Here is a 12,669-nt window from a genome sequence, read left to right as displayed (position 1 = left end):
TATTCACGCTGTGATGTGATTCTAGTCACAAAACAGCAGCGGAAGGAGAGAAGCAATGATTGCAGTGATTTTTGGCCGTTCTAGCTGCCCTTACTGCGTACGTGCGAAAGAGTTGGCGGCTAAGCTGACCAGCGAGCGCGACGACTTTAACTATCAATACGTGGATATTCAGGCCACCGGCATTACTAAAGCCGATCTGGAAGCCCGTGCCGGCAAGCCGGTTACGACCGTGCCGCAGATTTTCCTCGACGATCAGCACATTGGTGGCTACACCGAATTCGCTGCCTGGACCAAAGAAAACCTGGGTATCGAAGCCTAAGAGAACGGGCCTGCGGGCCCGTTTTTGCAGGTGCTATTCGGCTCGCATCGCCAGCATAATCCGCAGCAAGCGCACCAGCAGCGCACCACAGCCCGCCCAAAACAGCGCACTCAAACTCCAGGCCACAATCAACAAGCCGCTGTGCGTCATTGGCACCGCCAGCATCAACCACATCATACCCAGCAGCGTACCGCCTAGCGCGACCCACAAGGTGCTGATAAGCGGACTTTCCGGCTGCAGTAGCGCCATCAAACATCCCGGCAGTAAAAACAGCAGTAATTCTGGCTGTCCGCGTACGGCTTGTTCACTGGCGGCGGCCCAGAAATGATGTGCATAAATAAACACCAGCGTATAAAGCATCACGCCCAGAATGGATGCTGGCCAGCGATTATTGCGCTGCAACATAATTATCCTCAACTTTGACGTTAACAATTATGAAACTTTTACTGCCCTGATGCGCACGACTGGAAATAAAAAGAAACAGCTGGAGGCGAAAGGAATGAAAACTGCCGATAGCTGAGGGTGTTAATTATGATTAGAATGACGCCGCTTTAGATTTCGGCTTGAACGCTTTTGTTGCAAGAACCTTAACGTTCGGCACAAGATAGCGAAAAAAGTCCCTCTCATCAACTGGTTACAGGTTAAGAAGAAGTTAAACCGTGAACATTAACGTCGCAGAATTGTTAAGCGGAAATGACGTTCTGTTATTATTTGTCGTTTTAGCTCTCGGACTCTGCTTAGGTAAATTACGCCTCGGTTCGATCCAACTCGGTAATTCCATTGGAGTCCTGGTTGTTTCGTTGATTTTAGGTCAACAGCATTTCGCCATTAATACTGACGCATTAAGTCTTGGCTTTATGTTGTTTATTTTTTGTGTTGGCGTGGAAGCCGGGCCTAACTTTTTCTCGATATTTTTCCGCGACGGTAAAAACTACTTCTTTCTGGCGATTGTCATGGTTGTCAGCGCGCTGTTAATCGCCCTGACGCTCGGCAAAGTATTCGGCTGGGATATTGGTTTAACCGCGGGCATGTTGGCCGGTTCAATGACCTCAACGCCGGTGCTGGTGGGTGCTGGCGATACGTTGCGGCAAAGCATCAGCGACAGCCATCAGCTCACCTTGATGCAGGACAACCTCAGCCTCGGATATGCCCTCACCTATCTGGTAGGTTTAGTCAGCCTGATTTTTGGCGCCCGCTATCTGCCGCGCCTGCAGCATCAGGATCTGCCGACTTGCGCGCAGCAAATCGCGCGCGAGCGCGGCCTCGACGCTGATAGCCAGCGCAAAGTGTTTCTACCGGTGATCCGCGCGTATCGCGTGGGTCCGGAACTGGTGGAGTGGAGCGGCGGTAAAAACCTGCGCGAGCTGGGCATTCATCGCCAGACCGGCTGCTACATCGAGCGTTTGCGCCGTAACGGTATTCTCGCCAGCCCGGACGGTGACGCGATGCTGCAGCTGGGCGACGATATCTCGCTGGTGGGCTATCCCGATGCGCACGCGCGTCTTGATCCCAGTTTCCGTAACGGCAAAGAGGTGTTCGACCGTGACCTGCTGGATATGCGCATCGTCACCGAAGAGATTGTGGTGAAAAATCACAACGCGGTGAACAAGCGCCTGAGTCATCTCAAACTGACCGATCACGGCTGCTTCCTCAACCGGGTGATTCGCAGCCAAATCGAAATGCCGATCGATGACAGCATTATGCTAAACAAAGGCGATGTGCTGCAGGTAAGCGGCGAAGCGCGTCGCGTGAAAAGCCTGGCCGATCGCATTGGCTTTATCGCCATTCACAGCCAAATCACCGATCTGCTGGCCTTCTGCGCCTTCTTTATCGTCGGCTTGATGGTCGGGATGATCACCTTCCAGTTCAGCAATTTCAGCTTCGGCATCGGTAACGCCGCTGGATTGTTGTTCGCAGGCATCATGCTGGGCTTTATGCGCGCTAACCATCCTACATTTGGCTACATCCCGCAGGGTGCGCTGACGATGGTGAAAGAGTTTGGCCTGATGGTGTTTATGGCGGGCGTAGGTCTGAGCGCGGGCAGCGGCTTGCAGCACGGATTCGGCAGCGCCGGCGCGTTGATGCTGCTAAGTGGCTTGCTGGTGAGTTTGCTGCCGGTGGTGATTTGCTATCTGTTCGGCGCTTACGTGCTGCGTATGAACCGCGCGCTGCTGTTTGGTGCCATCATGGGCGCGCGCACCTGTGCGCCAGCGATGGAGATCATCAGCGATACCGCGCGCAGCAGCATCCCAGCCTTGGGCTATGCAGGAACATATGCGATCGCGAATGTTTTGCTGACGCTGGCCGGTACCCTGATCGTGATAATCTGGCCGCTTTTGCCTTTATAAAAATATTTTTGCGCTGTCCAGAACTTTCTTCTGGGGTCGCAGTCTGAATAAGTGCCACTGCTTTTCTTTGAAATCCCCAAATTGTGGAGCCCGCCGGTCACTGACTTGCGGGTTTTTTTATGGCTGCCATTCTGCCGCTTAAGGTTCTCCTCAAATAAAGATTCCATCCTGCCACTCTGATGTCGATTTTTTAAATCTTCATGCAACTTTCATCAAAGTTAAACACTCCAACAACCCGCGATAAGATTAAGAGCGCGACTATTTATTACTGGTTCGGACGCTTCTAGGCTATCAGCTTTATTTTGCAGACAATTTTGCTCTGCTGTTTTTCGGGTAAACAAGACGAGGACAAGGAATCGTGATGGAAGCATTGAACCACACGCTCTTTTTATGGATTAACGCTACAGAGGATTCACCGCAGTGGCTGATCACTCTGGCGACTTTTATCGCCAAAGATGTGATCGCCATCGTACCACTGCTGATTGTGGCGCTGTGGCTGTGGGGACCGCGCGATCAGGTGCAGTCTCAACGCGAGCTGGTGCTAAAAACCGGCATGGCGCTGCTGTATGCGCTGAGCATTTCGTGGTGCGTCGGCCAGTTGCTGCCGCATCCGCGTCCGTTCGCTATTGGTTTTGGCCATCAGTTACTGTCACACCGACCTGATGATTCCTATCCGAGCGATCACGGCACCACCATTTTCACCTTTGCGCTGGCATTTATCTTCTGGCATCGCCTTTGGTCAGGTGTGGTGTTGCTGGTGATAGGCAGCGCCATCGCCTGGTCACGCGTCTATCTTGGCGTGCACTGGCCGCTGGATATGCTGGGCGGATTCCTGGTTGGCTTGCTGGGTTGTCTGGCGTCGCACATGGCGTGGCAGCTGTATGGCGAACGCATGCTGGCGTTTACGCATCAGGTGTATCGCGCGCTGTTCGCCATGCCGATTAAGAAAGGGTGGATTCGTGAGTAAGCGATGGGGTCGCCATTAATGACGAGCCTGTAAAAAACGGTGCGCATCAAGCGCACCGTTTTTGTCTCAACTAAACCACTTCCCGAACCAGCCGTGGAATTTCATCATGATGAAATCCCAAATGCGGCCAACAAAGCCACCTTCCGGCACCGCTTCCATCGTCACCAGCGGACGTTGCTCAATGGTTTTGCCATCCAGCTGGAAATCGATAGTGCCCACCACCTGATTCTTCTCCAGCGGCGCTTCCAGCTGCGGTGAATTCAGGGTAAAGCTGGCCTTGAGGTTTTTCATCTGCCCTTTTGGTACGGTGATCGCGGCGTCTTTTGCGACGCCAAGATTGACCTGGCTGCGATCGCCAAACCAAACGCGCTGCTGCGCAAACGGTTTATCGGCCTTAATCGGCGTCACGGTTTCATAGAAGCGGAAGCCCCACGTCAGCAACTTCTCACTTTCGCGGAAACGCGTGGCATCGGTCGCCGCACCGAGCACCACGGAAATCAGCCGCATATCGCCTTCGGTTGCCGACGCCACCAGATTGTTACCCGCGCCGGAGGTGTGACCGGTTTTAATGCCATCCACCTTGAGATTGGTGCTCCACAGCAGACGGTTGCGGTTCATCTGCTTAATCTTATTGAAGGTGAACTCTTTTTCGCTGTTGATCGCATACTCTTCCGGTACATCGCTAATCAGGCGCTGGCCGATAATCGCCATATCACGCGCGGTGCTGTACTGCCCTTCGGCGTCCAGGCCGTGTACCGTCATAAAGTGGGTGTTTTGCAGGCCAAAGGCCTTGACGTAGTTGTTCATCAACCCGATAAACGAATCCTGGCTGCCCGCGACATAATCAGCCAGCGCGATACAGGCATCGTTGCCGGATTGAATCACCACACCTTTATTCAGCTCAGAGACCGGAATGCGATCGCCGGGCTTAAGGAACATTAGCGATGAGCCGCGCAGCTTGGGATTGCCGGTTGCCCACGCATCCTGGCCGATGGTAACCATGTCATCGTTGTGAATCTTGCCCGATTTCAGCGCCTGGCCGACCACATAGCTGGTCATCATTTTGGTCAAACTGGCGGGATCGAGGCGTTGATCGGCATTAGATTCCGCCAACACTTTGCCGCTGTTGTAATCCATTAAAATCCAGGCTTTGGCGTCAATTTGCGGTGCCGCAGGTGCCTGTTCAGCCAGGGTGGCTGCGGGGATAAAGAGTAACAGAAGTGAAGACGCAGCCAACGGCCGCCAGACAGAAGCGAAGGTGTTTTTTCTCATGAGCGTGACCAGATTGTCCTTGTTAAATCTCGGTTTTCTTGCAGGCAAGACATGTCTTGCCCCACGCTAACGGTTCAGGCCAGCGAAAAAAACCGCTCAATCGTAAAGTTTTATAGAGTTTATTAGAGTAACCCTGGCACCAACCGCGCAGCGCCGCCACTTTTGCCCATCTGACTTCCGAAAAAATTTGCGTGTAATTCCGATTTTTCGCAGAACGGTTAAGCCAGTCACAAATTTCCGCTAACCTGAACTCAGTCAGCCTGAGGAGAGCCGCGATGGACTTAGCCATTTTCGATTTGGACGAAACCCTGATTTGTGAAGACAGCACCAGCCTCTGGCTGCGCTGGTTGGTTTCACAGGGCTTTGCCCCCGAAGAGATCATCCAGCAGGAGAAAATCCTGATGGAGCAATATCACACCGGTACGTTATCCATTGAAGAGTATATGAACACCACGCTGGCGCCACTCGCCGGCATGGCAACGATGACCGTTGAAGGCTGGGTACGCCGCTTTATCCATCGCGACATCATGCCGCGCGTGTTCCCTGCCGCCCGCGAGCGTATTGCGTGGCACCAGCAGCGCGGCGACACGGTAATGATCATCACCGCCAGCGGCGATCATCTTGCGGTGCCCATCGCCGAACGCCTTGGTGTACACGGCGCGCTGGCGATTGGCGTGGAAGTGGTGGATGAACGCTACAGCGGACAAACCTACGGCACCATGACCTATCGTGAAGGTAAAGTGACACGCCTCAGTGACTGGAAAGCGTTACAGCAAGATCAACGCTTTGAACGCACCTGGGCTTACAGCGATTCGATGAATGATTTACCGCTGCTGGCACATGCCGATCATGCGTGGGTGGTCAATCCCAATCCGCTGCTGCTGCAGGAAGCACAACAGCGCGGATGGGAAGTGTGTAACTGGGCTCGCTAATTTAACCGCGTGGGGCGCTGGCTGTGTCTGGCAGCCCCACTTTCAGCAGCTTGCCGTTGGATTCATCGGTTAGCACGTACAGATAACCATCCGGGCCTTGACGCACATCTCGAATACGTTCGCCACGATTTTCCAGCAATCTCTGCTCCTCCACCACTTTCTCGCCGTTGACCTGCAAGCGAATCAAACTCTTCTCTTTCAGCGCACCAATAAACAGGGAATTTTTCCACTGCGGGAAACGCGCGCTGTTGTAGAACGCCATGCCGCTGATGGCCGGCGAGACTTTCCAGAGATGCAGCGGTTGCTCAGTGCCTTCCACTTCACTGCCCTTTGCTTCCGGCACTTTCTGCCCGCTGTAATCAATGCCGTGCGTCGCCAGCGGCCAGCCGTAATTCTTGCCTTTCTCGGGGATGTTGACCTCATCACCACCGCGCGGGCCGTGTTCGCTTTCCCACATTTGCTGCGTCCACGGATTGAGCGCCAGCCCTTGCGGATTGCGCATGCCGTAGGACCAGATTTCCGCGCGCGCGCCTTGACGATCAACAAACGGATTGTCCGGCGGGATTTCACCGTCTTTGGTCAGACGCACGATTTTACCGGAGAGCTTATCCAGCTGTTGCGCGCTGCTGCTGGCGAAGTTGTCACCAAAGGCGATATAGAGAAAGCCCTGGCGATCAAACGCCAGTCGCGTGCCGATATTGGCGCCGCCCGACAGCTTCGGCGTTTGCTCCAGCACCACTTTAAAGTCACTCAGCTGACGGTTGTCATCGCTCAGGCGACCATAACCCACCACGCCACCAGCCCGACCGCTGGCATCGGCGGTGGTGTAGCTGAGCCACACGCGGCGGCTTTCGGCGAAGTCCGGTGCCAGCACCACATCCAGCAAGCCACCCTGACGATTCGCCCACACCTTCGGCACCCCGTCGATCGGTGGCGACAAGCCTTTACCCGGCTGCCAGCTGCGCAGCTGGCCGGATCGTTCAGTGATTAACAGCGTTTGATTATCGGGTAGAAAAGCCACGGACCACGGATGGTCGAGCTTGTCCTGAAGCACCTGAACCTGCACATCGGCAGCGAATAACGGTAAGGACGTGCTTAAAGCGCCAAACAGCAGCGCGGCGGGCAGTAAACGCATGGCATTCTCCTTTATCGCAGTCTGCCGTAAAGCGTAGTCAGCGCGTGACAAAGGATGTGCAGGATTTACAAAACATTAAGCCCGGCACGCCGCCGGGCGAGAATTTACTGTGCGGGGAAGGTCAGCGCATCGCGTACCATCTCGTCGATGCCCGGACGCAGATCGTTGAGTGTGATTGGCGCACTGTTGCGAGGATAACCACCTGCAATGCAGGTGGTTAGGCGGAATTACTCGAAGCAGGTTTCCGGGTTTTCCGACAGCGAAATAAAGGATTCACCGCCTTTGGTCAGGGCAATGATTCCGCCACTCTCAATATCATAAACCCATCCATGCAGGCGAATTTTGCCTTTACGCAGCGCTACCGCTACGGAAGGGTGTGTTTTGATATTGTTCAGCTGCGCAATCACGTTCTCTTTCACCATTTCGTTGAGACGCTTCTCAACGGAATCGTAGTTACGCTCTTCCACCACCGCTTTCGCCGCGTTGGCGTAGTGCAACCAGTGATCGACCGCGGGCATGGTTTCGAGATCGGCATTGGAAGCAATGGCGTTCATGGCACCGCAGTTAGAGTGACCACAAATAATAATTTCGGTCACGCCCAAAGCGACAACCGCGTACTCAATGGTTGCGGACACGCCGCCCGGCTCTGGACCAAACGGTGGCACGATATTACCGGCGTTTCGGATCACGAACAGCTGACCCGGCTCCGACTGCGTCACCAGCTCTGGCACCAGACGGCTGTCTGAGCAGGAGATAAACAGGGCTTTGGGATTTTGGTTGGATGCCAAACTTTTGAAAAGATCCTTCCTTTCAGGGAACACATTCTGTTGAAAATTCAGAAAACCTTTGACGATCTCTTGCATATGTCTGCTCTCACATTATCCACTTCTGCCCTGGCAGTGAGGATTCACTATCAGTGCGATTTGAAATTTTCAGTGAAGATAACAACTTACCTTCACCGACCCAACATTTAAGCAAAAGGCGCCAGCTTACACAACTCGGATCGCCACAGAGGGCCATTGCGCCAGCGAGTGAGCCGCACCGCCAACAGAGTTAAGCACAATCATCATGCATTAGTTACCCCATAAGGAGATTCTTACACAGCCTATACATTTTCCCCGGCAACCTCTGTACAATCGCCCCCCTATCCACACTAATTATGATGAATTTTTATCCTTATGAGCCATGTCAAAAATCCACCGCGCGTGGGGTTCGTCTCCCTCGGCTGTCCGAAAAACCTCGTCGACTCTGAACGCATCCTGACGGAGCTGCGTACTGAAGGCTATGACGTGGTGCCACGCTACGATGATGCGGAGATCGTCATCGTTAACACCTGTGGATTTATTGACAGCGCCGTACAGGAATCTCTGGAAGCGATTGGTGAAGCGCTGAACGAGAACGGCAAAGTGATCGTCACCGGTTGCCTCGGTGCCAAAGTGGATCAGATCCGCGAAGTGCATCCGAAAGTGCTGGAGATCACTGGCCCGCACAGCTACGAGCAGGTGCTGTCGCATGTGCACACTTATGTGCCGAAACCAGAACACAATCCGTTCCTGAGTTTAGTGCCAGAGCAAGGTGTCAAACTGACGCCGCGTCATTACGCTTACCTGAAAATTTCCGAAGGCTGCAACCATCGCTGCACCTTCTGCATCATTCCATCAATGCGTGGCGATCTTGATAGCCGCCCAATCGGTTCGGTGCTCGACGAAGCTAAACGTCTGGTCGAAGCGGGCGTGAAAGAGCTGCTGGTAATCTCACAAGACACCTCCGCTTACGGCGTGGATGTTAAACATCGCACCGGTTTCTGGAACGGATCGCCGGTGAAAACCAGCATGGTGAGCCTGTGCGAGCAGTTAGCCAAACTCGGCGTGTGGGTGCGTCTGCACTACGTTTATCCTTATCCGCATGTGGATGATGTGATCCCGCTGATGGCCGAAGGCAAGATTCTGCCGTACCTCGATATTCCGCTGCAGCACGCCAGCCCGCGCATCCTCAAGCTGATGAAGCGTCCCGGCGCGGTAGAGCGCACGCTGGAGCGCATTAAGCGCTGGCGTGAAATCTGTCCGGAGCTGACGCTGCGTTCAACCTTTATCGTCGGTTTCCCCGGTGAAACCGAAGAAGATTTCCAGATGCTGCTCGACTTCCTGCAGGAAGCGCGCCTCGATCGCGTTGGCTGCTTCCAGTACAGCCCGGTAGATGGCGCAACTGCTAACCAGCTGCCGGATCAGGTACCGGACGACGTGAAGCAGGATCGTTTTGATCGCTTCATGCAGCTGCAGCAGAAGATCTCCAGCGAACGTCTGCAGGAGAAAATCGGCCGCGAAGTGCTGGTGCTGATTGATGAAGTGGACGAAGAAGGCGCGGTGGGACGCAGCATGGCTGACGCCCCGGAAATCGATGGCGCGGTTTATCTGAACGGCGATCGTCAGGTGAAAGTCGGCGACGTGGTCCGCGTTAAAGTGGAACACGCCGATGAATACGATCTGTGGGGCACGCGCGTTTAACCATACTTCTGCTGGTGCGCACGCTTGCGCGCCAGATAGTCAGTATCCGCGCGCAGTCTATCCCAGCACGCTTTGAAAACGGCCGCCGCAGCGGCCTTCTCTTTTTCTGTGGTACGCGGCAGTTCGTTGCCCGCCTCGTCATATTTACGCCCGCCCTGATGATTACTGTAGCGGCGTGCACGCGTATAACCCATCTGAATATATTTGCGCGCCATGTCCATGCCGACAAAATCGTCCTGCGCGCGATATGCCTCAAATAGCTGCATAATCTGCTGTGAAGATTCTTTTGCCAGCTCGACGGTGCGAAAACGCCAGTGCGGCAGAATCTCACTTTTATAGGGCTCGACCATCAGCACGCCCTGCTCGCCGCGCCCCACCTGATACAGCTCTGGCTGCTGGCGAAAATTGATGTGCTTGAAATCCTGCTCGTAGTTAAACGCTTTCATCTGTTTTTCCCGCCTCTCATCATCCCGTGACGTAATTATTTCCTGCTGGCACTTAAGCGATTTGCTTTTATACCGATAACCTGGATATCAGCCTACTTCCTCAGAGACGCACCTATGTTTAAACGAATGAAAATTGTGACAGCCATCATGATGATATTGGTGGTTTTCACCGCGATGCAGGCGATTTCCGGCTCGCTGTTTTTATCATCACTGATTACCGGACAGCATAATTTCACCACCAGTAATCAGCTGTCACATCAGCAGCGTGAGCTGGCCGACGGTTGGCAAACGCTGGTGAAAACGCGCGTGATCATTAACCGCGTCGCCATTCGTATCCTGAAAAAACAGACGGATGAAGCGTCCGTCGCCGCCATCAACAAATTGCTGATCAGCGCAGGTGCGTCACTGGATGAAGCAAAGCAACATTATGACCTCTACCAGAGCATGCCGCGCATTGCCGGACAAAGCGCTGATTCAGCCAGTGTAGTCGACGCTAAATTTGCTGCCTTCGCAGAATTGCTGAAACAGTCCGCAGCGTTCCTGAAAGCCAATGATTACGCCGCCTATGGCAACCTTGACGCCCAGCAGGCGCAGGACGATCTGGAAGTCGCGTACAAGCAATGGCGCGAGCACAACGTGCAGCTGCTGGCCGAGCGCAATGCGGAATATGATAATAACTATCAGCACATGCTGGTGTTGGTCGCCGTGATGGCGATAGTTGTGGTGCTGTTGCTGGCTGCGGTGTGGATTCTGGTGCGTCGCATCCTGCTGGCACCGATGAAGCAGGTACAGCAGCAGATGGAGCGCTTCGCCGACGGCGATCTCTCCGCCCGTTTGCAGGTGGAAGGCCGCAGTGAAATGGCATCGATTGCCGCCAGCCTCAACCATATGCAGCAGTCGCTGCTCAGCACCATTAACAATGTGCGTGATAGCGCGGATGCGATTTTTGGCAGCGCCAGCGAGATTGCCACCGGCAATAACGATCTCTCTTCACGCACCGAGCAACAAGCGGCATCGCTGGAAGAGACCGCCGCCAGCATGGAACAGCTGACCGCCACGGTGAAACAGAACGCCGATAACGCACGTCAGGCCACGCAGCTGGCGAAAACCGCCTCGGAAACCGCCGACAAAGGCGGCAATGTGGTGAATGGCGTGGTGAAAACCATGCGCGATATCGCCGACAGCTCGAAGAAAATCGCCGATATCACCAGCGTGATTGATGGCATCGCCTTCCAGACCAATATCCTCGCGCTCAATGCGGCGGTGGAAGCGGCGCGCGCCGGTGAACAGGGCCGTGGTTTTGCCGTGGTTGCGGGTGAAGTGCGCAATCTGGCACAGCGCAGCGCTCAGGCGGCGAAAGAGATCAAACTGCTGATTGAGAATTCCGTGCAGCGTGTCAACACCGGTTCGCAGCAGGTGAGCAGCGCCGGTGAAACCATGCAGGAAATCGTCAGCGCTGTTACCCGCGTCACCGATATCATGGGCGAGATTGCTTCAGCGTCCGATGAGCAGAGCCGCGGCATCGACCAGATTGGTCAGGCGGTGAACGAGATGGATCGCGTCACGCAGCAGAACGCCACGCTGGTGCAGGAATCGGCTAACGCCTCAGCGTCGCTGGAGCAGCAGGCCAGCAGCCTCTCTTCTGCGGTGGCCCGCTTCAAAACCGGCACGCGCCAGGCGACTGCAACGGTGGCGAAAGTGGTGAAACCGGTGATAACACCAACCCGCGCGCAGCCTGCCGCCGCGCACAGTAATGACAATTGGGAAACGTTCTAAGACCGGAGTAGTGCGGTTATTAAAGAGGTCGCCATAAATGGCGACCGGACCCACCATCAGGTCTTCAATTTGGGATCCAGCGCATCACGCAAACCATCACCCAGCAGGTTAAACGCCAACACGGTGAGGAAAATCGCCAGGCTCGGGAAGATGGCGACATGCGGCGCAATTACCATATCGGCGCGCGCTTCATTGAGCATCGCGCCCCACTCCGGCGTGGGCGGCTGCGCGCCGAGGCCGAGAAAGGACAAACTCGCCGCCGTGATAATCGAGGTACCGATACGCATGGTGAAATAGACCACAATCGACGACACCGTGCCGGGCAGGATGTGACGCATAATTATGGTCCAGTCCGACGCGCCAATACTGCGTGCCGACTCAATATAGGTTTGATGTTTCAGCACCAGCGTATTGCCGCGCACCAAACGGGCAAACGCCGGAATGCTGAAGATCGCCACCGCGACAATCACGTTGCTCATGCCGCTGCCCATAATCGCCACCACCGCAATCGCCAGCAGAATGCCGGGGAAAGCGAACAGCACATCGCAGATACGCATGGTGATGCGATCCCACCAGCCTTCGTAATAGCCCGCCAGCAGACCTAAAACGGTGCCGATCAGCGCGCCGATCGCCACCGAGAAGAAACCGGCGATCAGCGAGATACGCGTGCCCACCAGCACACGGCTGAAGATATCGCGCCCCAACGAGTCAACGCCAAACCAGTGCATCAGCGACGGCCCTTCGTTTAGCCGGTCGTAATCGAAATAGTTTTCCGCATCAAACGGCGCAATCAGCGGCGCGATAAACGCCACCACGATTAGCAGCAGCACAAACAGTCCGGCCAGCAGCGCCACATGCTGACTGCGAAAGCGTCGCCAGAATTCGCGCCACGGCGTGCGTACCCGGTTTTCCGTGATAGTCGGCAGGGTTTTCAATGCCGCGGCTCGTCGCCAGTTCTTCAATTGCAACT

12 protein-coding genes are annotated in these 12,669 nt (G+C 54.9%); 6 read left to right on the top strand and 6 right to left on the bottom strand.

Annotation, left to right across the window (positions count from 1 at the left end; translation table 11 throughout):
• The first annotated feature begins 55 nt into the window (after positions 1-55).
• On the top strand, positions 56-319 hold the full coding sequence (locus P6287_RS06610; RefSeq protein WP_007887673.1) for a GrxA family glutaredoxin: 264 nt from the start codon (positions 56-58) through the stop codon (positions 317-319).
• A gap of 33 nt (positions 320-352) precedes the next feature.
• Here the strand turns inward: P6287_RS06610 and ybjM are convergent, their stop codons facing one another.
• Positions 353-724: an inner membrane protein YbjM gene (gene ybjM / locus P6287_RS06605; RefSeq protein ID WP_008102476.1), complete on the bottom strand. Its 372-nt coding sequence runs from the start codon at positions 722-724 to the stop codon at positions 353-355.
• 254 nt (positions 725-978) lie between these two features.
• Between ybjM and P6287_RS06600 the strand changes: the two genes are divergently transcribed.
• Together P6287_RS06600 and ybjG are read left to right on the top strand one after the other, a co-directional pair.
• Entirely contained in the window at positions 979-2,667 is a 1,689-nt protein-coding gene (locus P6287_RS06600; protein ID WP_277974696.1) for an aspartate:alanine antiporter, read from the top strand.
• 361 nt (positions 2,668-3,028) lie between these two features.
• Positions 3,029-3,634: an undecaprenyl-diphosphate phosphatase gene (ybjG, locus tag P6287_RS06595; protein ID WP_101760992.1), complete on the top strand. Its 606-nt coding sequence runs from the start codon at positions 3,029-3,031 to the stop codon at positions 3,632-3,634.
• A gap of 66 nt (positions 3,635-3,700) precedes the next feature.
• On the opposite strand, the gene P6287_RS06590 is transcribed toward ybjG, so the two are convergent.
• On the bottom strand, positions 3,701-4,906 hold the full coding sequence (locus tag P6287_RS06590; RefSeq protein WP_101760993.1) for a serine hydrolase: 1,206 nt from the start codon (positions 4,904-4,906) through the stop codon (positions 3,701-3,703).
• Positions 4,907-5,181: 275 nt separating this feature from the next.
• On the opposite strand from P6287_RS06590, the gene P6287_RS06585 reads away from it, so the two are divergent.
• Positions 5,182-5,838: an HAD family hydrolase gene (locus P6287_RS06585; RefSeq protein ID WP_101760994.1), complete on the top strand. Its 657-nt coding sequence runs from the start codon at positions 5,182-5,184 to the stop codon at positions 5,836-5,838.
• Position 5,839: 1 nt separating this feature from the next.
• Here the strand turns inward: P6287_RS06585 and P6287_RS06580 are convergent, their stop codons facing one another.
• Entirely contained in the window at positions 5,840-6,973 is a 1,134-nt protein-coding gene (locus tag P6287_RS06580; protein ID WP_277974695.1) for a PQQ-dependent sugar dehydrogenase, read from the bottom strand.
• A gap of 227 nt (positions 6,974-7,200) precedes the next feature.
• Positions 7,201-7,836, bottom strand: a complete 636-nt coding sequence (locus tag P6287_RS06575) for a carbonic anhydrase (RefSeq protein WP_101760997.1) — start codon at positions 7,834-7,836, stop codon at positions 7,201-7,203.
• A 315-nt stretch (positions 7,837-8,151) separates the two neighbouring features.
• Here P6287_RS06575 and rimO point away from each other — a divergent pair, with 315 nt between their 5' ends.
• Entirely contained in the window at positions 8,152-9,477 is a 1,326-nt protein-coding gene (gene rimO / locus P6287_RS06570; protein ID WP_101760998.1) for a 30S ribosomal protein S12 methylthiotransferase RimO, read from the top strand.
• On the opposite strand, the gene P6287_RS06565 is transcribed toward rimO, so the two are convergent.
• A complete protein-coding gene (locus P6287_RS06565; RefSeq protein WP_277974694.1) occupies positions 9,474-9,923 on the bottom strand; it encodes a DUF4385 domain-containing protein in 450 nt (149 codons plus the stop codon). The two genes, rimO and P6287_RS06565, sit on opposite strands and share 4 nt — an antisense overlap.
• Positions 9,924-10,037: 114 nt before the next feature.
• Here P6287_RS06565 and P6287_RS06560 point away from each other — a divergent pair, with 114 nt between their 5' ends.
• Positions 10,038-11,699 carry a methyl-accepting chemotaxis protein gene (locus P6287_RS06560; protein ID WP_277974693.1) on the top strand — a complete coding sequence of 554 codons (1,662 nt, stop codon included), beginning with the start codon at positions 10,038-10,040 and terminating at the stop codon, positions 11,697-11,699.
• A gap of 56 nt (positions 11,700-11,755) precedes the next feature.
• Here P6287_RS06560 and gsiD read toward each other — a convergent pair whose 3' ends face one another.
• Positions 11,756-12,661: a glutathione ABC transporter permease GsiD gene (gene gsiD, locus P6287_RS06555; RefSeq protein WP_277974692.1), complete on the bottom strand. Its 906-nt coding sequence runs from the start codon at positions 12,659-12,661 to the stop codon at positions 11,756-11,758.
• Between the last annotated feature and the right edge of the window lie 8 nt (positions 12,662-12,669).

The organism is Pantoea sp. X85 (assembly GCF_029623675.1).
In the GTDB taxonomy this organism is placed as follows: Bacteria; Pseudomonadota; Gammaproteobacteria; order Enterobacterales; family Enterobacteriaceae; genus Pantoea; species Pantoea leporis.
The sequence above is the reverse complement of the archived record's forward strand: the minus strand, read 5'-3'. Positions and strand labels throughout refer to the sequence as shown.